This window comes from Halobacillus sp. 12SKB (assembly GCF_052941655.1).
Genome location: NZ_JBRFWR010000001.1, coordinates 563,426 through 589,222 on the forward strand (window position 1 = coordinate 563,426; position 25,797 = coordinate 589,222).

General features: G+C 38.3%; 21 protein-coding genes and 1 pseudogene. 4 read left to right on the forward strand and 18 right to left on the reverse strand.

The window, feature by feature from the left end; all coding sequences use genetic code 11:
• Positions 1 to 56: 56 nt before the first annotated feature.
• Both betB and ACQ4XT_RS02720 read right to left on the reverse strand, forming a co-directional pair.
• Positions 57 to 1,535 carry a betaine-aldehyde dehydrogenase gene (gene betB / locus ACQ4XT_RS02715; protein WP_446852410.1) on the reverse strand — a complete coding sequence of 493 codons (1,479 nt, stop codon included), beginning with the start codon at positions 1,533 to 1,535 and terminating at the stop codon, positions 57 to 59.
• A gap of 348 nt (positions 1,536 to 1,883) precedes the next feature.
• Positions 1,884 to 2,736 (reverse strand): annotated as a pseudogene (locus tag ACQ4XT_RS02720) (DegV family protein).
• 245 nt (positions 2,737 to 2,981) lie between these two features.
• On the opposite strand from ACQ4XT_RS02720, the gene ACQ4XT_RS02725 reads away from it, so the two are divergent.
• Positions 2,982 to 4,496 (forward strand): glycine betaine uptake BCCT transporter, encoded by a 1,515-nt coding sequence (locus ACQ4XT_RS02725; RefSeq protein WP_446852411.1) that lies wholly within the window; start codon positions 2,982 to 2,984, stop codon positions 4,494 to 4,496.
• Between the two features lie 343 nt (positions 4,497 to 4,839).
• On the opposite strand, the gene ACQ4XT_RS02730 is transcribed toward ACQ4XT_RS02725, so the two are convergent.
• Complete coding sequence (locus ACQ4XT_RS02730) at positions 4,840 to 5,550, reverse strand: nitroreductase family protein (protein ID WP_446852412.1); 711 nt, start codon at positions 5,548 to 5,550, stop codon at positions 4,840 to 4,842.
• A 112-nt stretch (positions 5,551 to 5,662) separates the two neighbouring features.
• Positions 5,663 to 6,076: an RrF2 family transcriptional regulator gene (locus ACQ4XT_RS02735; protein ID WP_446852413.1), complete on the reverse strand. Its 414-nt coding sequence runs from the start codon at positions 6,074 to 6,076 to the stop codon at positions 5,663 to 5,665.
• 171 nt (positions 6,077 to 6,247) lie between these two features.
• Here ACQ4XT_RS02735 and ACQ4XT_RS02740 point away from each other — a divergent pair, with 171 nt between their 5' ends.
• The gene (locus ACQ4XT_RS02740; protein WP_446852414.1) at positions 6,248 to 7,765 is read left to right on the forward strand and encodes a multicopper oxidase family protein; all 1,518 of its coding nucleotides are present in this window, start codon (positions 6,248 to 6,250) and stop codon (positions 7,763 to 7,765) included.
• A gap of 127 nt (positions 7,766 to 7,892) precedes the next feature.
• On the opposite strand, the gene ACQ4XT_RS02745 is transcribed toward ACQ4XT_RS02740, so the two are convergent.
• The 4 genes from ACQ4XT_RS02745 to ACQ4XT_RS02760 all read right to left on the reverse strand — a co-directional run bounded on the left by ACQ4XT_RS02745 (position 7,893) and on the right by ACQ4XT_RS02760 (position 12,721).
• A complete protein-coding gene (locus tag ACQ4XT_RS02745; protein WP_446852415.1) occupies positions 7,893 to 8,960 on the reverse strand; it encodes a bifunctional transcriptional activator/DNA repair enzyme AdaA in 1,068 nt (355 codons plus the stop codon).
• 244 nt (positions 8,961 to 9,204) lie between these two features.
• Positions 9,205 to 10,353: an MFS transporter gene (locus tag ACQ4XT_RS02750; protein ID WP_446852416.1), complete on the reverse strand. Its 1,149-nt coding sequence runs from the start codon at positions 10,351 to 10,353 to the stop codon at positions 9,205 to 9,207.
• A 254-nt stretch (positions 10,354 to 10,607) separates the two neighbouring features.
• Positions 10,608 to 11,582: a glycerophosphodiester phosphodiesterase family protein gene (locus tag ACQ4XT_RS02755; protein WP_446852417.1), complete on the reverse strand. Its 975-nt coding sequence runs from the start codon at positions 11,580 to 11,582 to the stop codon at positions 10,608 to 10,610.
• A gap of 230 nt (positions 11,583 to 11,812) precedes the next feature.
• Positions 11,813 to 12,721 (reverse strand): endonuclease I family protein, encoded by a 909-nt coding sequence (locus ACQ4XT_RS02760; RefSeq protein ID WP_446855564.1) that lies wholly within the window; start codon positions 12,719 to 12,721, stop codon positions 11,813 to 11,815.
• 567 nt (positions 12,722 to 13,288) lie between these two features.
• Here ACQ4XT_RS02760 and ACQ4XT_RS02765 point away from each other — a divergent pair.
• Positions 13,289 to 14,743 carry a CDP-glycerol glycerophosphotransferase family protein gene (locus ACQ4XT_RS02765; RefSeq protein WP_446852418.1) on the forward strand — a complete coding sequence of 485 codons (1,455 nt, stop codon included), beginning with the start codon at positions 13,289 to 13,291 and terminating at the stop codon, positions 14,741 to 14,743.
• Between the two features lie 531 nt (positions 14,744 to 15,274).
• On the opposite strand, the gene ACQ4XT_RS02770 is transcribed toward ACQ4XT_RS02765, so the two are convergent.
• From ACQ4XT_RS02770 to ACQ4XT_RS02795, 6 genes are all read right to left on the reverse strand, one after another.
• Complete coding sequence (locus ACQ4XT_RS02770; protein ID WP_446852419.1) at positions 15,275 to 16,456, reverse strand: hypothetical protein; 1,182 nt, start codon at positions 16,454 to 16,456, stop codon at positions 15,275 to 15,277.
• Positions 16,449 to 16,895 (reverse strand): Panacea domain-containing protein, encoded by a 447-nt coding sequence (locus tag ACQ4XT_RS02775; protein ID WP_446852420.1) that lies wholly within the window; start codon positions 16,893 to 16,895, stop codon positions 16,449 to 16,451. Before ACQ4XT_RS02775 ends, ACQ4XT_RS02770 begins: the two co-directional genes overlap by 8 nt.
• Before the next feature lie 247 nt (positions 16,896 to 17,142).
• On the reverse strand, positions 17,143 to 17,385 hold the full coding sequence (locus ACQ4XT_RS02780) for an S-layer homology domain-containing protein (protein ID WP_446855566.1): 243 nt from the start codon (positions 17,383 to 17,385) through the stop codon (positions 17,143 to 17,145).
• 336 nt (positions 17,386 to 17,721) lie between these two features.
• On the reverse strand, positions 17,722 to 19,680 hold the full coding sequence (locus tag ACQ4XT_RS02785; protein ID WP_446852421.1) for an AAA family ATPase: 1,959 nt from the start codon (positions 19,678 to 19,680) through the stop codon (positions 17,722 to 17,724).
• Entirely contained in the window at positions 19,668 to 20,264 is a 597-nt protein-coding gene (locus tag ACQ4XT_RS02790) for a hypothetical protein (RefSeq protein WP_446852422.1), read from the reverse strand. The genes ACQ4XT_RS02785 and ACQ4XT_RS02790 overlap by 13 nt, the downstream gene beginning before the upstream one ends.
• Positions 20,233 to 21,447, reverse strand: coding sequence for a hypothetical protein (locus tag ACQ4XT_RS02795; RefSeq protein WP_446852423.1), 1,215 nt, complete (start codon positions 21,445 to 21,447; stop codon positions 20,233 to 20,235). Before ACQ4XT_RS02795 ends, ACQ4XT_RS02790 begins: the two co-directional genes overlap by 32 nt.
• A gap of 498 nt (positions 21,448 to 21,945) precedes the next feature.
• Here ACQ4XT_RS02795 and ACQ4XT_RS02800 point away from each other — a divergent pair, with 498 nt between their 5' ends.
• Positions 21,946 to 22,176, forward strand: a complete 231-nt coding sequence (locus ACQ4XT_RS02800) for a hypothetical protein (protein ID WP_446852424.1) — start codon at positions 21,946 to 21,948, stop codon at positions 22,174 to 22,176.
• Between the two features lie 359 nt (positions 22,177 to 22,535).
• On the opposite strand, the gene ACQ4XT_RS02805 is transcribed toward ACQ4XT_RS02800, so the two are convergent.
• From ACQ4XT_RS02805 to ACQ4XT_RS02820, 4 genes are read right to left on the reverse strand one after another with little or no spacing between them, the layout of a single operon-like run.
• Complete coding sequence (locus ACQ4XT_RS02805; protein WP_446852425.1) at positions 22,536 to 23,504, reverse strand: toprim domain-containing protein; 969 nt, start codon at positions 23,502 to 23,504, stop codon at positions 22,536 to 22,538.
• A 59-nt stretch (positions 23,505 to 23,563) separates the two neighbouring features.
• Positions 23,564 to 25,057 carry an ImmA/IrrE family metallo-endopeptidase gene (locus ACQ4XT_RS02810; protein WP_446852426.1) on the reverse strand — a complete coding sequence of 498 codons (1,494 nt, stop codon included), beginning with the start codon at positions 25,055 to 25,057 and terminating at the stop codon, positions 23,564 to 23,566.
• The gene (locus tag ACQ4XT_RS02815; protein ID WP_446852427.1) at positions 25,044 to 25,325 is read right to left on the reverse strand and encodes a hypothetical protein; all 282 of its coding nucleotides are present in this window, start codon (positions 25,323 to 25,325) and stop codon (positions 25,044 to 25,046) included. Before ACQ4XT_RS02815 ends, ACQ4XT_RS02810 begins: the two co-directional genes overlap by 14 nt.
• Before the next feature lie 38 nt (positions 25,326 to 25,363).
• Complete coding sequence (locus ACQ4XT_RS02820) at positions 25,364 to 25,792, reverse strand: hypothetical protein (protein ID WP_446852428.1); 429 nt, start codon at positions 25,790 to 25,792, stop codon at positions 25,364 to 25,366.
• Positions 25,793 to 25,797: the final 5 nt, after the last annotated feature.

The window sequence follows — 25,797 nt, forward strand, 5'->3', positions numbered from 1 at the left end:
GCCCCCTTCTCCCTTTATCTGAGTTTGTTAATGAATGTTAAAAATAAATAGTCAGCTTAGAACCAGTTGATTTGTTCTGGCTTAAGGTTTTGGAAAATATGCTTCGTTTCTGTATATTCTTCAATTCCTAATTTGCCTAGTTCGCGTCCAATTCCGGACTGCTTGTATCCACCCCATGGGGCGTGTGGGAAATACAGGTTGAATTCATTGATCCAAACCGTACCCATGCGCATCTTCGCCGCACAGCGTTCTGCTTTTGCGATATCGTTTGTGAAGACACCGCCGGCAAGTCCGTAAATGGAATCATTCGCAAGTTTTACCGCTTCTTCTTCTTTCGTGAACTTCTCCACTGTGATGACTGGACCGAAGCCTTCTTCCTGGACAACCGTCATGTCCGTTGTGCAATCAGTGAAAATCGTCGGCAGGAAGAAGAAGCCGTTCTGTAATTCAGGGTCTTCCGGACGTTTACCGCCAACCGCTAATGTTGCGCCTTCTTCAATCCCTGCTTCTACATACTTTTCAACTTTTGCAAGGTGATCAGCGGAAATCAGTGGTCCCATTTGGGTATCTTCGTCAAAACCGCTTCCCAGTTTGAATTTCTTCACTCGCTCGACAAGCGCATTGACGAACTCATCGTGAATGCTTTCTTCTACAATCAGTCTTGTCCCAGCAGAACAGATCTGACCTGCGTGGAAGAATACTCCGTTTAATGCCTGATCAACAGCTAGGTCAAAATCAGCATCTGCAAAAATAACATTCGGGTTTTTCCCGCCAAGCTCAAGAGCGAGTTTCTTCACATTCGAGCTTGCTGCCTGCATGATTTTCTTCCCGGTCACAATCCCGCCGGTGAAAGAAATAAGATCCACATCTTCATTGCTGGACAGCTCGGCACCTACCGTCGCGCCAGCTCCAAGGACGAGGTTCGCAACACCAGCAGGTACACCCGCTTCTTCAATCAGTTCAAATACTTTGATATGCGTAAGCGGCGTGATTTCACTTGGCTTCATAACTAATGTGTTACCAGTTGCAAGCGCTGGAGCCAGTTTCCAGGACGCTTGTAGTAGAGGATAATTCCAAGGGGTAATCTGCCCACAAACACCAACCGGTTCGTGAACGACTTTACTGATGGAGTTCGGGACTGGAGAATCGATGATCTCGCCGCCATTCTTATCCGCAATCTCTGCATAATAACGGAAAACTCCAGCGATATCGTCCATGTCTCCACGGCTCTCTTCTACTGTTTTACCAGTATCCAAGGATTCTAGATTCGCTAGCTCTTCTTTGTCTCTCTCGATCAATTCAGCAATCTTTCTTACAATTGCTCCACGTTCCGTTGCCGGCGTCGTCGGCCATTCGCCGTAATCGAAAACTTCTCTTGCTGCGGCAATAGCTGCTTGTGCATCTGTTTCGTCGCCTTCTGGAACGACAGCGATCGTTTCTTGATTGAATGGATTGATAATCGTACGCGTATTCTCTGAATTTGCGTCTACCCATTTCCCATTAATGTATTGTTTCAATTTTATATTTACGTTCATTTGATCAACTCCAATTCTGAAGTGAATTAAGTTTGTTAAGAATTTATTTAACGTTTTTAACACTAACATGTCTTTTTGAGGCTGTCAAAAGTAAATCCAAAGAAAAAACGCCTTACCTACCGCAAGATTTCTTCAGCACAGCGGAGGTAAGGCACTTCATTGTATAGAAGTATTTTTTCTTTGAGGTGTCATGATGAGGACTCTTGTTCCAGCATGACTATTCTTTAATTGAAAAAATAGAAGAAAGGAACTTTGTGGTCTTTCTTATCCGTTATCTCTGATTGTGAGATTACTAGTATTCAAAAGTTATAGGACAACCCTCCCCACACTCTCCAAGTTCAGCCCGTACTAATGCTCTAATCCTGCTACCCCGAAGCCGCCAGGTCCAGAATGAGTTGAAATCATACCCCCCGCTTGGATCCATCTTATATTATGAAATCCGTTCTCTTTCGCAACTTCCTCCATCCGCTCCTTAATCTCTTCATTAAGTCCGATTGAGTAGATAAAATAAAGCTGCTGTCTATCGATGTTGAATTCGTTTAAGTAATCCATGAAGAGTTTTTCTGTAGCTCTACTCATTTTCCCGCGGTACTTCTTTGTAGGTATAAGTTTTCCATCCTTCAACTCTATACATGGGCTTTATTTTCAACAGAGCTCCGATCAGAGAAGCCATATTGCTTACTCGTCCCCCTGCTTTAAGAAATTCCAGGTCACCAGGGATGAAAGCCAGCCTTGATTTAGGAACGATTGCCTTTATTTTTTCTACTAAACGTTCCGGTTCCATTCCGGGTTCTTTTTCTAGTAACTCTGCGGCATACAATACGACCGCTGCCAACCCTCCAGTAACATTCAAGGCATCAAGGAGAAAAATGTCTTCAAAATCCTCCGCAGCAATTACAGCATTTTGAAAAGAAGAAGAAGCTTTTGAGGTATAACCAATATGGATAATGATGCAATTGGGGAATGTATCTCTTATAGTCGCAAAAAACTCTTGGTATTCATGAGCATTCGTGGAGGTAGTAGAAGGTATTTTCTTTGTACGTCTGTGATAATCATAAATGTCCTGGACCGGCAAAGAACCGTCCATATAATCTTTCCCATCCATGATAATGTGCATGGGGACTACTTGAACCTCGTACTTTTCTGCTAAATCACTCGGTAAGTCAGCACCGCTTTCGGTAGATAAGATGATCCTTCGCATTCTATTTCCCCCTCAGTAATATTTAAGCCAGTGTCCACTTTTCCTGTATTATGCTTTAACTATACAGGAAAAACCTCCATTAGCATCGTGATAACTTTTGCCTGACGCGAGCCCCTGATACGTTAACACTTTAAGATCGTGGGGCTCGCAGCGATATTGTTTACATTCATTTTCCAGGGGTATAGATGATACATATCATCGAATCTTACCTATATAAATAGGTAGAATTCTGGAAGGAGAGGAAAATGAAGAAGTTAACATCTGTATTCTGGATTACGCTGGCTATTACGTTGTTTGCATCCGTATGGGGATCCCTTGCGCCTGCGAACTTCGAAACAATTTCAGCGAATGTAAAGAACTACATTTCCATTCACTTTGGGTGGTACTACTTACTGATCGTATCTTTATTCGTCATCGTGTGTTTATACTTAATTTTCAGCCCTTACGGAAAAATTAAACTTGGAAAACCAAACGATAAACCTGATTACAGTTACTCTACATGGTTTGCCATGTTATTCAGCGCCGGCATGGGAATAGGTCTTGTATTCTATGGTGCCGCTTCCCCTGTATCCCACTTTATAAAAACTCCCCCACTTGCAGAACCCGGAACGACGGAAGCCATCCGCGACTCTATGCGGATTACCTTTTTCCACTACGGGGTTCATGCATGGGCCATTTATGCGATTGTCGCATTAATCCTGGCCTATTTTAAATTCCGTCATGGAAAACCTGGATTGATCAGTGCTACATTAGAACCTGTCTTTGGGGATAAAATGAAAGGCCCGTGGGGAAAAGCCATCGATGTGATTGCCGTATTTGCGACCATTGTTGGTGTCGCTACTACGCTAGGTTTCGGTGCTGCTCAAATTAATGGCGGGCTCACTTACTTATTAGATATCGAAAAACAGTTCTGGGTTCAGCTCGTGATTATTGTTGTGGTTACTGGCTTGTTTATGCTGTCTGCCTATACAGGTCTTAGTAAAGGGATTAAATATTTAAGTAACGCCAATATGGGACTTGCCGCTATTCTATTTATAACTATGCTGGTTATTGGCCCGACGGTTTATATTGCCAATACCTTCACAGATACACTTGGGTCCTATATTCAAACCCTTGCTACAGAGAGTTTACGCCTGAATCCTAACAGTGATGAAGAGCGTCAATGGGTGATGGATTGGACCGTATTCTTCTGGGCATGGTGGATCGCCTGGTCACCTTTTGTAGGGATTTTTATCGCCCGTGTGTCCAAAGGACGTTCCATCCGAGAATTCTTATCCGGTGTTCTTTTAGTTCCTTCAGTCGTCAGCTTTCTTTGGATGACAGCCTTTGGAGCAACAGGTATTCAAACCCAGCAAAATGGCGCTGATATTGCCAGCCTTCCAGACGAGCAGGTATTGTTCGGAGTCTTTGAGCAGTTTCCAATGAGCGTATTCTTGTCCATTATTGCCATGATGTTGATAGGAACATTTTTCATCACGTCTGCGGATTCAGCCACCTTTGTTCTTGGGATGCAGACAACAAATGGCTCGCTTAACCCACCGAAAACCGTGAAATTCGTCTGGGGAATTGCTCAGTCGACCATTGCCGCTGTTCTGTTATACACAGGCGGGCTGACTGCCTTGCAGAATGCTTTGATCGCTGCCGCCTTTCCTTTCTCGTTCATCATGCTTCTGATGGTCTACTCTCTATTTAAAGCACTGCGAGCTGATCGAGCAGCTCTTCAAAAGAACGACGAGGAAACCACAAGTAAATCAGCATAAAAAATAAAAGCACCCTTTTCGTCAACTATGACGAAGAGGGTGCTTTGTTCATTCATTTACTTACACCAGACACCTTCCATATTTATAAGTGGAAATAAACACACCAAATGCTTTGAATATTAACTATGCCATTTAGCCAGCCCTCTTCAAAGAATCGGTTCCACTTAAAATCTTTGGAAATCTTAAAGGAAAGTTATTGAAAGTAAGAAATCCCTTATTCTAGTGCCTGACTCTTGCCTTGCGATTCTGTTAAGTCAGCGATATTCAATCATTTCAAAAACAAAAAAGAGACGATCACCATTTAAAGGAGACAGCCTCTTTCGTTTGATGATTAAAATGAAGGTTATTCAAAACGATTCCAATTCACTACATTCTCTAATGGAAGACGTGTTTTTTGGAAGCCGGCTTTGACTCCTTTACCCAGCGAAATCAACATAACAGACGTATATTCCTCAGGTACATGGAAAGCTTTCAAGAACTGCTCTTCATCGTATCCACCCATTGGTACAGTATCGTATCCTTTCGCTTTCGCAGCAAGCATGAACTGCATCGCCACAATTCCACCGTCAATGTGAGCAATTTTAGCAAGACGCTCTTCAGGGAAGTTTCCATAGTTGTCGAAGATGCTGTTGACGTACATGTCTTTCACATCTTCAGGCATATTGCCTTTTTCAGCAATTTGAGAATAGATTTGATCGGCATTCTTATAGGCTTTTTTATCTCCAAGAACCGCGATTGCAGCAGAAGCATCCACAATTTGCTGCTGGTTATTGGCAATGGGAAGCAGTCTCTCTTTCTCTTCCTGCTCGTCTATGACAAGGAAACGCCACGATTGCAGGTTGGAGGAAGACGGTGCCAGCGTCGCGGTCTCCAACAGCTCTTCAATTTCCTTCCGTTCAATTTTATAATCCGGGTCATACTGACGTACGGAACGGCGTTCTTTCGCTATGGTCAGAAAATCGGTATCTTCAAGGACTTTCGGGGCTTCCTTCGTCGTATCGATTTCTTTCACTTTATTGAGATATTCTTCTTTGGTCATTGTTTTGTTGGACATGGATCTGCACTCCTTTAACTGTATCTTTAACAATTACAGTATAATTTAATAACTGTTCCTTTGTCAATTACAGTTACTTATTAAAAGAAAACGAAACGGTTACCGTTTCGTTTTACTGTTCAATAAGATCAGATAGAGATTTCGTTTGTAACCCTTCCAAAATCCATGACTCCATTTCCCTTTGCAGATCACATAAAGACTGCTGGGAAGTGCCTGAAAAACAGTGTTTCCCTTCTGTCTCAAAGTAGTCTTTCACCACGGTTTCAGCACGTATCGCTTCATATACTTCCAAAAGCTTAATATCTTCCGTCTTTTTACTAAGGGTGTATCCCCCATCGCGACCTTCTTTGGCACTTATAATTCCCGCCTTGACCAAGTGAGTCAGAATCTTACGGAGATAAACAGATTGAGATTCGAGCTTCTCTGCTAGTTTACCACTCGGGCAGCGGCCTTCGTTTTCAGCTAATACGATCAATGCCTTCAAAGCCATACTGAACCAACGTACATTATTCATTTTGTCTGACATCGTTTCACCTCTTCTATCCAAGGTATATTTTGATACATGCGTACGTAAAAGTCAAAGCAGTGGAAAGACCATCCATAGAATTTTTAAACAAGAAAAAATGTAGGGAGGCGTAATCCTCCTCCCCTTTAAATAAGATAAAAGAAGTCCGAACGACCAAGAGGAGAGATAGGTATGCTGAAGAAGTTCGTGGACCCCCTTCCCATCATGAAGACCATCCGCCCGACGAATCATATTCAGAATGTCCCCTTCTATAAGGTGACGATGCAGGAAACCTTTCAGAAACTGCACCGAGACCTCCCTCCGACGAAGGTCTGGGGCTATAATGGGCAGTACCCTGGTCCGACTTTTCACGTTCAGAGACATCAGCCGATCCACGTGTTATGGAAAAATGCACTCCCTGAACGTCATTTTCTTCCCATTGACACGACCGTTCACGGAGCAGAGAAAAACAACCCGGAAGTACGGACTGTCGTGCACCTCCATGGAGGGGTGACGCCGGATACAAGTGATGGATATCCAGAAGCATGGTTCACCCGCAATTTTCAAAAAGTAGGACCCTATTTCACTAATAGGCTTTACACGTATCCTAATCACCAGCCCGCGACCAACTTGTGGTACCACGACCATGCCATGGGCATCACGCGTCTTAATATTTACGCCGGGCTAGCCGGCCTGTACATTATCCATGACCTGGAAGAAGCTCGATTAAACCTTCCATGCGGACCCTTCGACATCCCGCTGATCATTCAGGACCGTTCGTTTCATGAAGATGGACGTCTTTTCTACCCATCGGAACCAGACGAACCTGCAAACGTTCCCCACCCTTCCGTGGTACCAGAATTTTTCGGAGATACAATCCTGGTGAATGGCAAAGTATGGCCGTATGTAAACGTAGAACCAAGGAGATACCGATTCCGCATTCTGAACGGATCAAACTCCCGCTTCTATCGTTTGACCCTTTCCAACGGAGCACCTTTTATACAGATTGGCACGGATCAAGGGTTACTTGAAACCCCGATCCGCGTGCCTTCACTTATATTAGCTCCTGCGGAAAGAGCGGATGTGATCGTCGATTTTTCTACTTGTTACGGAGAATCAATCGTCCTGCATAACGATTTTGAAAGGAAAGGGGAAAACCCCGATCCAGAGACGACGGGGAGTGTGATGCAATTCCGTGTAGTCAATTCTCTCAGCAGTCAGGATAGAAGTTCCATACCTGCTCACCTGGCATCGGTACCCAAACTCACACAATATCAGCAAAATAGGACCTTGCGCCTCAATATGCGAAAAGATTCCTACGGCCGCAACATCCACTTGTTAGACGATCGCCTCTGGTCAGAACCCGTTTCAGAGATACCGAAGCTTGGTCAAACGGAAATATGGACGCTGATTAACGAGACCCAGGAGATCCACCCCATCCACCTTCATTTAGTCAGGTTCCAAGTTCTCGATCGCCAACCCTTCGACCGTGATGTCTTTGAAAAGGAAGGACGCCTCGTTCCTACAGGTCCACGTGTCCCTCCAGCTTTGAATGAAAGAGGATGGAAGGACACCGTCCGGGCTAATCCTGGTGAAGTCACACGCATCATCATTCCATTCGGACCTTACCCTGGTTTATTCGTGTGGCACTGCCACATTTTAGAGCATGAAGACTATGAGATGATGCGTCCTTATATTGTTACTAGATAAAAAGAGAAGTTCCTGCCCACTACTTTAGAATGCAAAAAAAGATGACGAGCAATGGCTTGTCATCTTAGGAATCATGTGTATTGTCATCCCCCAGCATTATAGATGATTAAAGGCGCACCTTTCGCAGTTAAATATGCCCGTTCTTTTGCATATTCCCTTTCCCTTCTAAGTCTATAAGCCATTTCTTTCTTGCGATTCCTCCACCATATCCACCTAATGTACCATCACTGCGAATCACCCGATGACAAGGAACTATGAGCGCTATCTGATTGGCTCCGTTAGCTCCAGCAACCGCACGTGTAGAAGTTGGCTTACCAATTTCGCAAGCAATTTCAGAATATGTACGGGTTTCTCCAAAAGGAATCTCTCTCAATTTTGCCCACACCATTTTTTGAAAAGGTGTTCCCAACCATTTCATTGACGTCTTAAATTCAGTTAATTCCCCTTTAAAATATAGATCCAACTCTCTTTCGATTGATTGGATGGGCTCGGTCTTCCCAGGTATGATCGCTGCCTTCGTTTTATTCCTGAGAATTTCAACCTCTCTTTCTAAACCACGGCGATCCACAAATTCGAGAAGATAAAGGTCTGTCTCATCTGCAATGGCAATCATTGGTCCCATCCTTGTATCTAACCACGATACTTTGAGTATGCTATTTTCCTGAACTGACGTAGGGGCATCTCCCATGATTCGGGAAAAAGCATCTCTAAAGCCACTGCTGGATTCATAACCTGTGTTTAGCTGTGCATCAATAACAGCCTTCCCTGATCTAATTTCTTTCATAGCAAGACCCATTCTTCTTGCCCGGGCGTATTGCACAAATGTCATACCGAAACGTTTTTTAAATTGACGGCGGGCTGTTGATTCATCCACAGATAGTTCCCGGAAGTCTTTCTCCCGCCATTTTTTCTCTGGGTTTTCCTCAACCGCCTGCACAAGTTTTTGAACAAGTTCAGAGACTTGATTGGGGTGAGAAAGAGGAGAACATCTCTTGCAAGGACGAAACGAGGCTAGAAGCGCTTCTTGTGGAGTAAAGAAAAATTCACAGTTCTCAAATCTAGGTTTTCTTGCGGGGCATGTCGGCCGACAAAACACTCCTGTACTCTTAACTCCTACAAAGAAAGAACCTTCATATGCCGTGTTTCTTTCAAGTAATGCTTGATAGAATTCCTTTTTCTTTAGGTCAGTTATCATCTGAACACCTCTTTAATTTTTTAAGGTCGTCTACTTCTTTATTATAGAAAGAAAATAAATTTTTGCAGCCGATAATCAGGCATTGATTTTATTATTCACTTCCCCCCTTCTATTCGCTAATCATTTTTGCATTCTCCATTCCTCTTCAAGTGCTCCCCCTGAAGGAACAAATAAAAAAAGTTCTGCTCTCGCGCATATTGAGAGCAGAACTTTTTTCATGAAACCGGCACATTGATTTTCTTTATTAAAATTCATTCCGCAGAACCGGCAAAGCAAACAATTTCAGCAAGCCGATGATTCCTAACAGCAGAAAGATCAAGCTGTAGGTGGAATAAGCCAAAATCCAACCGAACACTGCAGGGCCTAGAATCGCCCCGATATTCAATACAATGATACAGATGCTGAACCCTTGGGCTGGAAACTTCGGAAAAACTTTCGCACTCCAAATGGGCAGATATGCGGCGTATAGCATGAAAGAGATTCCAAACGTCAATCCTGAGAAGCATACAAGCAGCCACCCTTGAGATAAGAACAGGACGGACATGCTGAGGGAATAAAGAACAATTGTCATGGTAAAACTCAACCTCATCCCCCACTTACTGATGAGTTCTCCCCCTAACAGTCCGGCCAGGCCTCCTACACCTGTGATCAAGAAGAAAATCGCATTTGAATTAGCGATAGAGAAATTATCCTGCACAAAGTCCGCGGAATACGTCCAATAGGTAGACTCCGTGAAACCGAACAAGAACGACGCTGCATAGAACGGTTTCGTATATTTCGTGAACAAAGGACGAAGATCCGCGATTCTGATCCGCGTCACACTTGAATTCTCTTTCTGATACGGTACCTTCTTATACGCCCACCAATAGATGAGGTAGCCCGCAACAGCTCCACCGCCCCAAATCAGTCTCCAATTTCCGTCCAGGAACAAGTAGATCAGAGAAATGAAAATCAGCCCCACCGTTGAACCCGTACTGATGATGGCAAGCGTCCGCTTTTGAATGTTTTCAGGCAGGTGCTCGTGCACACTTTGGGAGAAAGAAGACCATGTCAGACCAGGACTGAATCCTGCAAGCAAACAGGCGGCTGCAAAAACAAGCCAACTTCCCGTAAGAGAGGCGACCAACAACCCTGTCGAAGCCGTCATGATTCCAGCCATAATGACATGCCGTGACCCGAACCTTGCCACGAATAGGACAACGATTAACGCCCCCGCTAAAAAGGTGACAAACGTAAGACTGGAGATCACCCCTAACATGGAAGTAGAAAGTCCGAATGCTTTCTTAAATTCACTGAACAACAACCCGTATCCGTACCGGAACCATCCAAAAATAATCATCAGCGCAAGCAAACCGATTATTGATATGGAGGGTATTTTCTCTGTTTTTATCATATGTCCACCCCATCATCTTTTAGTTGTTTTCCTGGAAAAGAATTTCCCCTTCTTCTTTACCTTTAAAACTTAAAAGTAAGAAATTGATTTTAATAGCTGCGTACAGTTTGCATTCATTGTGTCGCTTTTACTGAACTCAGAAGTGAATTTAAGTAACCATGACATAGAAAAATCATCAAAATTTAATGGATGGATGAACGAAAAAAAGCAGGACTCTCATTCCTTGAGAGTCCTGCTTAGATTAACTAATACACTTATTCCTTAACAATTTCTGCAATACGCTCCACTCGGTTCGTCCAAATCATCCCATCATAATTCTCAGGGACACGTTGAAAGTCTTTCTTATCATCAAAGCCTTCCGACCATTTTCCCTCTCCAGCCACAAGAACCACCTTCGTGTTTACTGACTCCATCCTTTTTAAGAATTTGGCAGGAAATCCCCATATCCATGAGGCATATTTCTCTGGTATGTGCAGTTGAGTATTTTTACAACTGGAAGGTATATATCCTGACCAGCCTACAGCTTCATAAGAAATCAAGCAGCTTTTCAATGTTTCCATAGACATCACACGTAAGCCCGGTACCTCTTCTTTCAATACTTGTATAGGGGCATCTCCCCCATAAACAGAAAGTTTATCTATCCGCTCCTTTGGAAACGTTGAAAGGTACTGGGCTAATTGTTCACCTTCCTCAGGATCATTACTCTTTATATTTATAAGGAAAGGTTGCTCGGGGAAACGATTAAGTACCTCATCCAGGGATGGCATCAGGCCGATTCCTTCTCCTCGGAATGGAAACGTTTTTCCGCCGTCCGCCGTGTAACCATAGCCTACATCCAATTGTTTCAATTCTTCTAAGGTATGCTCTCTTGTTACTCCATGTCCATCGGTTCTGCAATCCAAAGCCCAGTCATGGAATACGGCAAACTTATCATCTTTTGTGGGGTGAATATCGAACTCTACAGTGTCGGCACCCTCTTTGAAAGCTGCCTCCATGGAAGGTATGGTGTTCCCAATGTATGAGTGTTCTGGTTCATAAATTCTTTCAGCGGTACAGGTGTCATTCTTAATATTGTCCATAGGATAAGTCTGGGCCATACCTACATGGGCTAACAATACAGGATCCTCTGTCCCTTCATTCATAAAAAAAGAACTATTGTTTATAAAAAGGAACAAAATGAAAATGGCAATAACCATAGCGATCCGCTTACCTATTTTTTTAACTTTCACTCTCTCAATCCCCTCTTCCATTCCCACACTCTAAATACTGAATCTATGAGGTATTGAAACGTAATTAGTCGCCTTTTATTATACAATACTTTTTCAATAGAACAGGATTAATAGGGCGGTCTGTGAACCCACTGTACAATAGTAAGCTTCATTTTCAGGAATGGTCTACGCAAAAGTGCCTGCCCCGCTAAATCATTGCGGGACAGGCACCATACACTGAACGAAAGTTTTTACCTTTGTTTATTACTGAATAACTCTGCCATCTCAACCGGATAATCAATAAACGGGTTCCGATTTCCCTGAAGCTCAAAAATTGCCTGATTCCGGTGAAGTTCATAAACTTCAGGCGGTTCATTTTTATGCCATTCAAGCATAAGATCGACATCAATTTTTCCTCCATGATTCGTTTCCAAACCATCCGGATATCTCAACAAGAAATAAAGCATCGCACGAGCCACCGTGCCTTTGGCGTATTCCGGTTCAAATAACTCATCCTCTGCTTTCCCACATTGATCTTCGATTCGAAGAACCTCCACCTTTTGTTCAGCTGGATAATCATGAAAATCATGATAAGGATAATTACTTCTGATTGAATTACATAGAGGTTCGCACGTAAATAAATGATGCAGGTCCCCCCGCATAGGCTCTTGTGCGTCATACCAGGATTGAGGAACGGCATGTTCACAATTGTATTTAAAGGCGGTAACGGCCTCTGCCATCACTTTCAGCAGATTCTCCCCCTCTTTGTTTGCTCTGATCTTTTGTTCACGTTTTTGCGAAGCAGCATAATCTTCCTGTATAACGTCTTCCGGCGCTCTTATCTCTCCGGAATATATGCTTTGCAACTTACCATCAGGTCGCAGGTCTACCCAAGGGTAAACATATGAGCTCGGGTCATAGTGTAAGTAGTTGTTATGTGTGGACTGAATTAATTCTATAACCTTTTCTATAGCCATGCTGTTGGCAGGATCCGAAAAGTTAACAGACGCATAATATTCTTGTTTCGTTTGTTCGTTTTTACTTTCATCAAAGTAGACCTTTTTATTCTTAACAATTTCTTCTTTATTTTTCTTTGCTTGTTGGATGATCTTCTCTATTCGTTTCGGATCTGTAGATACGGAGATTGCCTTGCTAATCATTTTATCCACCCATTGACCCCCTCCAATAATTTCTAAAAAATGGATACCGTCCTCTTTTTTGTTCAAGGGGACTCTGTATGATAATTACATCTAACTAGACATACGATTGACAATAAAATGGCAATAATTATATCTATACGCTGACCAATCTTTTAACTTTCACTCTCTCGAACCCCTCTTCATTTCTAAACATGTTCATACCCCGAAATTCTATGAGGGATTGAAACGTGTGCAATCCTATTTTTTTATATAAAAAAACACTACAAAGAAAAAAAGCAGCACAGTTCAATAAAGTAAAATAATCCATGTTATAAAAGAAGAGTGCCTGTAAACAGTTGGGCACAGAGAATGTCATTTTTTTGTATTGTTCATGTAGAACTACCATACCCGTGCTTTAATCATGAAGAATATGAAATAGTGGGTCCATACTTTGTGATTAGACCAATTTAGAAAGATAAAAACTTAGGTAGCTCCTAGTGGCTTTTTATTTACACATGAAGATGACGGACAACATATACTATATGAAATGGTAGAATTATAGACTTTTTACTGAGAGGAGCATATTAATTGAATAACTATGAAAAAAATTATTGGTCTTTGTATAATGACTTTCTTGAAATGTTTAAAAAATTGGAATACAAGGGTTTATCAATTCCCTACATGTGCCAATTCAGAGGATTGGTTAGGAACAATAAATTAATTAAAGGGAAACTTCTATCTAATAACTTTATAAAGTTACTGTACAGCAACATTAATGAAGAAAAAGAACTCCAACAAATTTATACAGAATACAAAAATTCTCTTCCTAGAAAAGAAAGAAAAAAGATGGAAGGGAAAATAGTTCTCCACAACGCAGCAAATATATTACGTTTCCCTTCTAAAATTATTGAAGATAATTTTGATCCAGCTAAAACCATCTTTATTCACGATAAAAAACCGACAGACAATAGAAGAAAAAAAGCTATTGGAGCAGTTGAGGTTTCAGGACATTCCCCCTACCTACACAATGAAGATAAAGGAAATTTACCCTCATACTACTTAAATGATTTTGGAAGTGATGTATCTGCAGAAATAAATAAGGTTCGGCAAGAAGCAAGATCAATTGCCTCTCTACATCCAACTCATCCACTTAGGGATGATGATTTCCTCCATGAGTTTGATCAACAAATAAAAGGAATAATTATAAAGATAGAAGAGACGATAAACTTTATTAATAACATATCTGTTTCTTGTTTTATATTTTCTTCAACTGATTATTATCAAAGCAGGACGATCTCTATGGTTGCATCTCTAGAAGGTATTCCTACTATTAGTATGCAACACAGTATTTTAGCCAGTAAGCATGCGTACATGCCAAAAATAGCTGACGTAGAAGCCATATATGGGCATTTTGAAAAAGAATGGTATCTTGAATTAGGTGTACCTAAAGAAGCGTTAGAAATTATAGGTCACCCTAGATTTGACTACGTGAATACTAATGCCACAGTTTCTAAAGAGGAACTAAATAAAGAATTGGGTTTAGATAAAAAGAAAAAAAATATCTTAATCACAGTTAGAAAGCAGGATCATATAGGAAAATGGAAAGTTTTATTAGAAGAATTAATTAAGCAAGGGCTATATAATATTATTATTAAGGACTTTCCTAAAACCACTCCACATCAATTAACTCACCTTTCCTCCCATGTTTACCATTCTAGAGGCTTTCACTTATATGATCTAATTCATCATTGTGATCTTACAGTAACGTACACTTCAACTGTAGCCTTAGAAGCCATGCTAAAGAATAAACCTGTATTTATACTGCTTACCCCTTCCCCGTTTGACTCAGGATATTTTAATTCGTTGGGAGAAACCTCTAACACTAACCCTCATGAACTTGCCCACAAAATTAATAAATTTTTCAATTGCAGAACATACAGAAAAAAAATAAAACATAAAAGGAGAAAATTTATTAAAAAAAATTACCCAATTAAAAAAACATCCATTGAAAGACTTCTACAACTTTTAAATGATTTATCGTAGTAATTAAATCACCTTAATAAACAGAGCTTATCTCATTATATTTAATAGAAACTAAATAAACTGCGTGCAAATGGGTCAGCTCAGAAACTATTAATTAATAATAGGTAAAAGAAATTAGTATATAAACAAAGAACCTACTTCCTTGTAATGGAAATAGGTTCTTTTTATTTGGTAGCTTTATTGTGTGCAAGGGGGAGTGTAAGGAAAACCTTACATCATGCCGCCCATGGGTTCCTTATGATAAATAATGAATAATAGTGTTAAAACCAATTCTGGTTATAAGCAAAGTTAGGCTAATCTACTTTATCGAATATATAAGGTTTTAATCAAAAGTGAGTAATAGTATGTCAAAAAGTATGTCAATTTTTAGATACTTCACTTGGATGGGTTGCAACTCTTAAGTTTTTAATCGGATGATTTTATGTTTGTTTAGGATTAAATTTGATCGTTGTTGACGAGTTTCGTCAACAACAGATAATTAGGCTTTAAAAAGTAAATCCTAAACTCTTTCATATAAAAAAATCCTCAATTTCATTGAGGATTTTTTTTCACTGATTGGTTTTTTCTAATTTTTCCTAAAGCAGTCCTTAAATGGTTCCAAATTTTCTCATACCATACTTGACCCTTTTTCTTTGTCACAAACCCAATATGCAAGAGCAGCAGAGACAAAGTAGAAATTATGTATGTAACTAATACTGTAGCAGGAATAGAAATTGGGCTTGTAAACACTGAGGCAAACAAGGAGCTTTCATCTAAGTAAATTAAAACAAACCCAGTGATAGATATGAAATACAATAAATAATGGATAATTACTACAGAAGGATGTTTGTCGAAAAGAGAACATTTACAAACTTCGTCTTCGCTTTCTTCTCCGCCAAACAATGCGCTAAATCCCTGTTGCAAGATGCCTTTCTTTTTTCTCCTCATGTGGCAATTGCAACTTGATAATCTCTTGCCAGTCAGTTTAGAAACTGCATTAAATAAAAGAAAAAGTATTAACACAACTGCTGAACCGCCAATAGAGCTTGCAACCAACATTTTACCAACTGGAAGACTTGCAGCATTATTAAACATACTTGTAAAGCCTTGAATTGAGCCAAATGCGCCCATAAGAATGGCTGCAAATATCCCCAGAATCGCTATAAATTGAGTAATAATATCATCGTATTTTTTCTGTACTCTATCTTCAGTATCGGCTAGGAGGTCTTTATAACCTTTCATCTTTTTCTCAAGGTCACTCATATCCTTATTAACCTTATCCAACTTAGCACTTAATCTAAGATTCACATGATTTCTTTGGACAGTTGAAAGCCCCACATGTTCTTTAATCTTTAGAAATTTCCTTTTGAGAGATGTTTTTAGCCTTACATCAGGAGGTAACTTCTTATTATAATCTTCCCAATTCAATTCTAAATATTTTTCTAAAGCTCCTAATAGTTCTGGCTGAGTGTCGTGAAATATAATGCTTGTAATTTCAGAATAAGGTATTACATCTTCTATGAATTCTGTTTTATCTAAAATTGAGATCATCTCTTTAAATTCTTCTACGGCCAAAGGGGTATAAGGAGCTTCTTTTTTTGGCGTGGGGCTATTGCTTTTGGACATCTCATCTAAAAAATTATCTGGATCTTCTGAAGGTTGATCCATGTAACTGCTATCTAATTTCTTTATATATTTTCTAAAAGAAGCAAAAAAACTTTGATATTCATTCATTTTGACTAAAATCCTCAAATATTTCAGTTAATTCATAGGGTGGAACCGGTGCCATGTTAATAATCTGATCTTCGTAATTATTCCAAGAAGGAAATTGGTGAGACATTTGCACCAATTTAAAAACATCTACATCTAATAAATTCAATATATAATTGTTTAGAATATTATATTCTTCGTGCTGTTGAGCTTCTTCCAAGTTTATTGGTCTACTTCCATACAAATTGTAATCATAGTAAAGCCCCTCTACCACAGGTCCATACTTCCACTTTTGAAAAGGGATATCATATATTTCATCTGCTAGGGCATCAATTTCTCCCGATCTACGCATATGAAGACCTAAGGTAAAAAATAAAACTTTTTGAAGCTGGAGGTTTGTAACCGATCTATTGTTTTGACGAGCAACCGATAAGATATGATCAGATAATTCTCTCATACCCATTCAAATTCCTCCTTTCTCATCCCCATTCATCCATACTGGTAACATTAAATCTAACTTAATTGTATCATAATGTATGACCTTATTCGAGATGATCAACTCAATTATAATTATGCTAATTGGTTAAGGAAAGTGCTAAACAAAGGCAACTCAATCATGTTTTAATACGCCTTATTTCCTTTAAGCTTGCACCCACAAAAGATTAGTTAAGTTCAAACAATAAGCGAAAGCCCAGTTTCGGGTATTAATATTACAATTGAATCGTTGTTAAATACAAGTATTTGCTGTGCTTAGGTTTCCCCGAAATCTTCCACCGCTTTTTAGTACGCTCGATTTGCAACACCTGCAAGTTCTGCCTTGTAACAGTTCTTTCTGGATTGAACTTATCATTTCCTACACCGAGCATAGTACCGTTCGATTTAGCTTTAGTGACCTCCTCCTGAAGGTAATCGTCTGTTTTAACGTCCTTATAGATTGTTTCAGTTATATTGATCTCCTCCTGTGTTGGTTTTCTGGCTTAGGTGCGCCCTTCTCATATACTGGGTACATTTATAAAAATTATGCTTTCAGTCTGGCAGCTATTAAGCAAAGTAGATTGTGTAAGGAGAACTTTACATTTTTCCGCCCATTCCTCTTTTGATATAAATAGCTAAAAATAGAAACGACAATTCCTTCTATAATCCCTTTTATTAAATGAATTTAGGTGTATTTTGTTAAATAGAACCTCGACATTTATGAGTGTTTCCCAGTCAAAATCCAGGCACATTGAATCAATTGGTAAGAACTATTTTCTCCACAAAAAATGATGTACTTAACACATTATTAATAATCAATTCTTGCTCAATAATTTATTTTCTTCCGTTAAGGTCTCTACAACTAAATTTTCGTACTTGGAAGGATATTTATTCAATCCAGTAGTTAATAAGATTTGAAATTTTGGCTCTGTGAGAAAGGGGTTATCAAAAGTATTTTCATTTATATCGTATCCGTATAATTCATCTAAAAGTGAGATACACTTAATCAGATTCTTTTCATCAATCCCTAAGTTTTCTGGTGTATCTATTAGTAAAAACTTAGGAAAGGGTACCTTTTTAATATCTAGAGACATTTTTATTAAGGTTACATAATATAGGAATCTCCTAGGAACATATGAACTTGCTTGTCTATATTCGCCTTTATTAACTACAGGCATATAATCCTCATCTAATTCAGCTTTTTCAACATTTTGATCAGCTTTTTTAAGGAGGTCTTCATAAATTTCATTAAATTTCTTAACTTGCTCATCCATTAATTCTTCTACTTCTTTTTCCATTCTATTTAATTGCTGAGATAATTTACTTAGTTTATTTTTGGAGCTAATGTAATTGCTGTTTATATTTTCGTATTGGTCAATTATCTTAATTTTTTGTTCTAAAGTCTGTATTTCATCTTTTATTTTTAGTATTTGATCGTTAACCTTATTTAACTCTAAATCATTGTTAACCGATGACGCATTTTCCTCTAATTGGTAAAGTTCTTTATTTAATTTATTTTTTTCTGTCTCTGTTTTAATTATTTCATTTTCAATTTCATCTAATTCTTCTTCGCAGGCAACTATAGCGGTTTCAATAGTCTCTTCCGATTTTTGTTTAGACTTAAGAATTTCTAAGTATTCATCAGAACTATAAAAAAACTTTTCATATTGACTCTCATCAATAGGATTGCCACATATACAATGGTTCTCTTTTCTGTTTACTTTCTTAAGACAAGACGGACAAGTATTTGGAGAAAAAAGGTTAAGTTCTTCATGAGCTAATATTATCTTTTTTATTTGAGTTGATTCAAGGATTATTTCTTCTTTTAATTTTAATAAATCCTTTAATTCCTTAGATGTAACCGTCTTACTTTGCCTTAATTCTAAATACGAACTATTAATTTCTAAAAGACTCTCCCGCAACCTTCTTATGTAATTATCAAAATTAGTTGATTTATAATTGTTTGTTTTCAAAGTTTTTCTGTATAACTCTAGTTTATTTAATTGAAGTTGAAAGTCATTTATCTTTTCTTTAAGTTCGAGTTGATTTAACTCTTTTATTTTATAACCCATTTTACCGACCATATCTATATAATTATCTAAGGTTGATTTATATGTATTTTTTTCTCGTTCTGTTTTATTATAATCTCCCACTTTCGCATAGTAGTCAGAAAATTTATATCCAATTAAGAGTTCAAAGATTACTTTTCTTATTGCATTAGAATCGGCTACGAAATTATTGTTATTCCTATGGTCTTTGAATATTTTTTTAGCATTCGTATCTTGGTCATAGTGAATTAAACGAAAAAGATCAGAAAAGTTAATTTTAAACTTCTTAATACCTTGATATATTTCACAAACTTCAATTCCTAATTTATTTAAGATCCAATCCGAAAAAATCCAATCGCTCTCTTTAGAAACTGCATTTCTATATATAAAGTAGCTTTCTTCACTGTTGCGGCCTTTAATGAAAATGACATTATTGTTTTTAGGATTAAAATACCTCGTGAACTCATAAGGTTCGCCATTAATTAACACTTTTAATAAAACATAATTATTAGTGTCATTATATATTTCAGTATGATTTTCTTTTTTATTCCTAAAGTCAAATTGTTTAACGCTCATGCCCAGCCCATAACAAATAAAAGAACTAAAGGTAGTTTTTCCTGCCCCATTTTCAGCTTCTATTATTTGTATTCCCTTTTGAAGATCTTTGGATAAATAGTGATAGTTATCGCCTTTATAAATAATTTTTTCAATTACTAATTGTCCCATACTCTCACTCCATTATTTGTGTAAAGCCTTTCTAACAAAGTCTTAATTCCAAGAGATTTCAAACGCTTTATTTCAGTTTTTAATTTCTTCGCATTATTTATTTCAATATCAAATAAACTTGACTTCAGTAATTCTTTAGAAATTTTATCTTTATTTAGCCAAATATCAATCGTATGACGTTTATTATTTTTTATTAATCCAATCAAATCTTCTGATTCGAGAGTGAAAATAATAGAAGTTATAAGGTTTAATTTCAATCTGCTTTTGATGTAAGTCTCCTTCATAACTTCATAATCTTCTTTAGAAGGAGATTTGTTTGTTTTTAGATATTTTATATATGTAGCTAACAGTTTTGAATCAGCTACCAAAGGAATCAAATAGATTAGCTTAGTATAATCCGTCCATTTAGTCTTTGAACTTGTACAATCAAGAGTATTAAGGATAATCAGCAGATTATATGTTATGAAATAATAGTCTTCATCCCTGCTAAACATAATTTTTTTCTTTATATTTATGTGTGTGTATTCGTTTTTATTATTCTCGCTCATAAAATCACCCATCAAAAGAAAGATAGCAGCTATCAAACAACTCAAGGATAGTGCTTCTTAATGTATTCTTATTCTGGTATGCATAAGTAAAATCTTTTGACATCTCCTCAAGATGAATTTCCGAAAAATCAACTAACTCATCAATCCACTTATCGACTACACTAGGTTCTACCTTTCCATCATTAACATCCTCAATCATATCAAGTAATTTCTCCTCGCATGCATCGAATATTCTGTACTGGTAGGATCCTCTTTCTTTATTATCAATTTTTGACAATTCTATTTTTACTGCTCCTACCTTTCTCGCGAACATCCTTAGTTTCTTTTTATTATAATCTGTGGTGACGGATTCTATTTTTTCTTCTAGATTTCTATTATCCGAAGGGTCAAGCTGTTTCCATTGCTTGTATACTGGGTCTGTAATTTTATATTGATTATTTCCTACTTCTAGTAATACTTGCCTTACTAGCGAATCATGGATTAACCTACCAAAAAGATCTTTTATATTTTGTCTTTTCTCAAATTCATCTAACAAGCCTGCGATAACGTAAGATTCTTTTCCGTCAAAGTCAATTCTATAGAAAGATTGATTTCTGATTTGCTCTTTAATAGTTTCCTCTAATGCGAGTTCATCTTCTTCTTCAAATTTCCAATCTATTCTATTTAGAAAGTCAATCCATAATTCATCTTTCATTTCCAAAATAGCAGAAAGATACCCTTCTTCTTCTTTACCTTCATATTGGGTTTTATACTCATCAATAAGGACTGCTTTAACAGTTGGAAGTAAATACTCATCATCATATTTTTTATTTTTTAAAAGCTCGATTATAGGATTGTTAGGTAAAGTTATCCCTAGTTTCCGAGTCCGTTGTGTATTATTCTCCTTACCAATTTTAACGGTAGTATAAAAACAAAAGACGAGCCCTTTAATATTATTCTGAAACCAGCAATCCAAAAAAATAACAACTGAATTTTTAACTTCTTTTGACATAAAACTGAATGACTTTTCAGGGTTATAGTTCTTATCGCCTTCGGTTAAAGTCTCGACCTTATCATGTTCTATAGTATTTATATAAACATCATCTAAATACTCTGTCCCGGCATATATAATTGCTCTTTCTGAAGCTGCCATTTTATCAAACAGAAGTTTAATAGCTCTTAGTCTTTGCAGACGAAAACCCTTTCCTTGTTCCCCTGCTTCTCTATTAATAGCATTCATAGAATTACACCTCATAAAATTTTTCTTGTTTTCTGTTATTCACCACATGCCATTACTTCTCATTAAGACTACCCATCTAAAATATGGAAAAATATTAATTCCAGTTTAACACACATATCCTTAATACTACCTTTTTCATTGGAAAATAGTTCTCTATAGAGGTATCTTTAGAACTACTTATTTTTGATGTCTACAACTAGCTATTTTTATTAGCCTTAACCTTAATAAGGATACTAAGTCATCCAATCGAAGCTACACCCAAAAACACTTTTAAACACTTGTTTATCCCGTTTAGTTACTGAGTCTTTACGTTTTGTCCCGCAGTTTAATCGTGTCACCAAATAGGGATATCTGTAGAATTCAGTAAGAATGTTGAGGAATTCGAGCTTAAAATTGAAGACTAATCAAGTTCACGTAAGAATTTACAAAACAAAATTCGCTAAACATGACACCAAAAGTCTCCTTACAAACGATTATAGAGTAAGGAGGCGAAAAGAAATGAATACTACTATGCGAAATTTGGACAAGTGGCAAGAGGTTTTAGTTAAGCAAGAGTTAAACGAAGAGTTGAAACAGGTGTTGAAAGAAATTCATATGTATTTTGGAGATCTTGATTATGAAATGAACCGATTGAAGGTGAAAATACTTACTTATGAGGGTTACTTAGAAGGCCTGGGGCAGGGAGATTTAATTATGGATGAGCTTTATTTGGAAGAGGACAAACACTAATCTAATACACCTGGCCCCGGAAAGTTCGCCGGATCCAGGTGTATTTTCAGATCAGATAAGATCGATTATAGTCTTTCAAAGTTATTTCCACTGCAGATTTTACAAATTGATCAATGATCTCGTCTTATTAAAAATTTATGTCGCTATCTATTAAACGCCCCTGTCTGACTCACCTTACTTTAGAAAATAAATTAGATAACTGACTCCTTATTGTATTACAAATATCCTTGTTCAGGAAAAAATGTAATATTGGAATTTATCAAGTGTTGAATTGATTCTAATGAAAATCCTCTTTAAAACGGATAGCAAAAAGAAGTCAACGTTATACCTGTATTCAATTCATCTTAAAAATGTATTTTTCACTCTCTCCTTCTTTCTGCGTCTAGATCAATGTGACCTTCACCTATTTGCTTAAATTGCTTAACATTTCCCCCTCGTTCTTTTATGGAATTCCTTAACTCTTCATTCCAATCCTTAAATCGTGGTATATCCAAATTTGATAGTCTCTTAGTTATCAAATAGTTATATTTATTTGCAAACTCCCTTCCAGCCTTATCATTATCCGTACAAAAAGTAATTTTTTTGACCTTATGACCTTCCTTGCCCATCCGTTTAATTTCATCAATCATGGTCTGTCGTTTGAGCCCCGACATGGAAACTAATCGAGTTTTTTGCAGCTTCTCTTTCTTAATGCTCCAATAAGACAATGCATCAATCGGACTTTCAAAAAGGTAAATAGAATTCGGCTGACCAATATCTACAGAAAAACCAGCAGATCCTTGGCTGTTTCTATCAATACCTTTAAACATTCGCCCATCTTTCATTGGAGAAGTACCTTGTCGATCTGCCCCTACAATCTCCCCTTGATGCTTCCACTTAAACACTACATTCCCGAGCTTGTCCTGTGCGATTAACTCTTTATTATCAAGCCAATCAACAATCTTAGGATGAATTTTCCGTTCTTTTGTAAGATAATCTATAGCTTTTGTCCTATCGTTCACTTCATAATGAGAGGGATATTGATAAGGATCCTTAGGCTTTTGCTCTTGGACATTGTCTTTCACTCTATAACCTTGCGCATTTAGATCCAGAACAGCTTCCGGAAAACTCATTCCATAAAACATTTTGGCGAAGTTAATGACTCCAGCACCCTTTTCGTCTCTTGAGTTCCAGGCATACATTTGGTCTTTAATCACTAGGCTGTCATGCACTTGGTGGCGATAGTACCTTCCCTCTTTCTTCAAGGGCTCACCTTTACGCTCCAGATAGTCTATGAGATCCACATTCCGAGCAACCTCCACTTGGTCCGCGCTTACATGTTTGGCCATGCAGCACTTCCTCCTTTCTAAATTTAGGTATAAAAAAAGACAGGGAGAAAACTCCCTGCCTAGCGTTCAATCTCTACTTTTTCTTTTTGCTTTTCCTTCTGTTGAAAAGACTTCTTATCCTCATTTCCATTTTTCATTACCGAAGAGATGTTTTCTTTTTCTTTCTCTCCATGAAATTCTCGATCCAGCTTACTTTCGATTTGAGATAGTCGCTGCTCTCCACGATCCGTTAAAGGTAGCTCTTTTAATTCTTGAAGAGATTCCTTTTTAATTTGGTACACCTCTTCTTTACTGTGAGTCTCTTGAAAAGCACGCATCTGATTCAAACGTTCTTGTCGGTCTGTATTTTCTTCTTTATCTAATTCTTTTCCGACGGTTGGTTCAATAAAGTTCATGAGCTCCTTTTTATAAGCGTCTTTGAAATCTTGATGAGAATATTCCTCTCCTACCTTTTCTTCCTTACCAAACGGTCCGCTATCCTTCTCACCTTTGCTCACCTGGCTTCTGTACATCTCCCGAAGCTTTTCTGAAGGTAATCTCTCTCTTTCTTGTTTCTCCTCTTCCATTTCATGTTTTGGTTCTTTAACACTCATACCTTTCTCCCCTTCCTTTTCTTGGCCCATAGAATCTTCAATGGTTGTAATAAACTCTTTAGCTGTTGACTGAACCTCCTTTAATAAACTTTCATGGTCTTTTAATTCATGATCCTTGGTCCAGTGGTGCAGATAATCTAATGAGTAGTCGCTGGTATCAATATTGAAATAAGAAGCAACCGTATAAGCTGTCATTTCTGCCTGAAATTCTTTCTCGGGTTTGGTGTAGTCATTCATGTTTTCTTTTGTATGAAGCTTGGCATGAGTCAGTTCATGTAACAGAGTCTTTGTGTCTTGTCGTTCAGAGTTACGCGGATTAAGAGCTACTTCTCCTCGTCCGGTATAACTTACTCCTTTGGCTGCTCCTAACTCTTCATAAGGATTTACAATTTGAATATTATTTTTATCGGCTATAGCCTCCATCCCTTGTCGAAGCTGACTGTAGTTTTCAACCTCCCCATCGATCCATTTGTTAGGAAAGATCTGAGGCAGATCTTTTTGAGTGGCCGTTGTCTGGGAAACATCAAACACACTCCCGGTAGAATAAACAAGACGGCCATCTCGTTTATCGAGTTGGCCGTCTTTGACTTGTTGCTTTTCTTTTTTCGTTGCATATTTCAAAGGTTTCCATTCGCCTTCTTCATCTTGAAACTGCTTGCCTAACCGATTGGGCACGAGAACCTTTAGACTTTTCTCCCCTTTGTTTACAGAAAACCCTTTATCTTTCCAGAAGGCGTAAGATCCTACAGCTTCGGCTCCTGGAAACTGTGAATCAATCAGTGCCGTATTACGCGGAGAATACCGGTGGAACTTCCCCATAAAGTCTAGATACTCTTTCATTTGTTCGGGAGAATGAAAGTGGTTAGAAATACTTTTTTCCATTCCCTCTGTCAGTCGATTGATCTCCTCTTTAACCTTTTCCGATGATTTCTGCTTATAGGACCGTTTAGTTCTCCCCATGATCCTTAGCTCCCTCACTGATGTTCATGAGCTCTTCCATTTCTTCCTCATCGTAATTGGGTTCTGTATTTAATATCAGTTCCTTTGTTTTCTTATGAAAGGGAATGAGTAGGTTCTCTTGATTCACCAAGTGCTGCTCCAGATCATCCATTTCCTCATCTCTTAACGTTAGGGTATATTCCTCCTGTCCCACGTCCATCACCAACTTATTATTTTCACTTAAACGCTTAAACACACCCACTTCATAATTGCTATTAAACAAAAGCATCTCTTCCACTCCTTTATTGGATAACTCCTCATTAATATTTAGCTTGATGCTGGTTGAGTCTCTCCGGAACTGATTCTCTTTTGACGCTGATGACTGATTTTTTCTTCCACCGCTTGTTTCGCATCCTTCATCGCTTGGCTCTCAAAGATCGGTGTCGTCACACAACTTTCTAAGTTCTGATCCATCGCAAAACCGTTCATTAATTCAAGGAGAACCTGCGTATTTTTGTCGCTTCGATTGGCTGCCAACTTAAGTCGTTTCATCTCTTCAGAAAACACGTCTTGAAAACGTTGAGCCATTAAACTCATGACATATTCCTGAGAGTTGTCCTTCGATTTTTGCGTTTCCCACTCTTCAATCATTCGATCTAAGGCTTCACCAGGATACCGAATATGATGCTGTTCCTGATACTCTTTAATTAACGCTATCGTTTCTTCATGAAGCGTAACATTTTGCCGCCTTCCCATATATA

Coding starts and splice junctions, on each gene's coding strand:
- betB (WP_446852410.1), bottom strand. CDS start 1,535: ATGAACGTAAATATAAAATTGAAACAATACATTAATGGGAAATGGGTA.
- ACQ4XT_RS02725 (WP_446852411.1), top strand. CDS start 2,982: ATGAAGAAGTTAACATCTGTATTCTGGATTACGCTGGCTATTACGTTG.
- ACQ4XT_RS02730 (WP_446852412.1), bottom strand. CDS start 5,550: ATGTCCAACAAAACAATGACCAAAGAAGAATATCTCAATAAAGTGAAA.
- ACQ4XT_RS02735 (WP_446852413.1), bottom strand. CDS start 6,076: ATGTCAGACAAAATGAATAATGTACGTTGGTTCAGTATGGCTTTGAAG.
- ACQ4XT_RS02740 (WP_446852414.1), top strand. CDS start 6,248: ATGCTGAAGAAGTTCGTGGACCCCCTTCCCATCATGAAGACCATCCGC.
- ACQ4XT_RS02745 (WP_446852415.1), bottom strand. CDS start 8,960: ATGATAACTGACCTAAAGAAAAAGGAATTCTATCAAGCATTACTTGAA.
- ACQ4XT_RS02750 (WP_446852416.1), bottom strand. CDS start 10,353: ATGATAAAAACAGAGAAAATACCCTCCATATCAATAATCGGTTTGCTT.
- ACQ4XT_RS02760 (WP_446855564.1), bottom strand. CDS start 12,721: ATGATTAGCAAGGCAATCTCCGTATCTACAGATCCGAAACGAATAGAG.
- ACQ4XT_RS02770 (WP_446852419.1), bottom strand. CDS start 16,456: ATGAATGAATATCAAAGTTTTTTTGCTTCTTTTAGAAAATATATAAAG.
- ACQ4XT_RS02775 (WP_446852420.1), bottom strand. CDS start 16,895: ATGGGTATGAGAGAATTATCTGATCATATCTTATCGGTTGCTCGTCAA.
- ACQ4XT_RS02785 (WP_446852421.1), bottom strand. CDS start 19,680: ATGGGACAATTAGTAATTGAAAAAATTATTTATAAAGGCGATAACTAT.
- ACQ4XT_RS02795 (WP_446852423.1), bottom strand. CDS start 21,447: ATGAATGCTATTAATAGAGAAGCAGGGGAACAAGGAAAGGGTTTTCGT.
- ACQ4XT_RS02800 (WP_446852424.1), top strand. CDS start 21,946: ATGAATACTACTATGCGAAATTTGGACAAGTGGCAAGAGGTTTTAGTT.
- ACQ4XT_RS02805 (WP_446852425.1), bottom strand. CDS start 23,504: ATGGCCAAACATGTAAGCGCGGACCAAGTGGAGGTTGCTCGGAATGTG.
- ACQ4XT_RS02810 (WP_446852426.1), bottom strand. CDS start 25,057: ATGGGGAGAACTAAACGGTCCTATAAGCAGAAATCATCGGAAAAGGTT.
- ACQ4XT_RS02815 (WP_446852427.1), bottom strand. CDS start 25,325: ATGCTTTTGTTTAATAGCAATTATGAAGTGGGTGTGTTTAAGCGTTTA.
- ACQ4XT_RS02820 (WP_446852428.1), bottom strand. CDS start 25,792: ATGGGAAGGCGGCAAAATGTTACGCTTCATGAAGAAACGATAGCGTTA.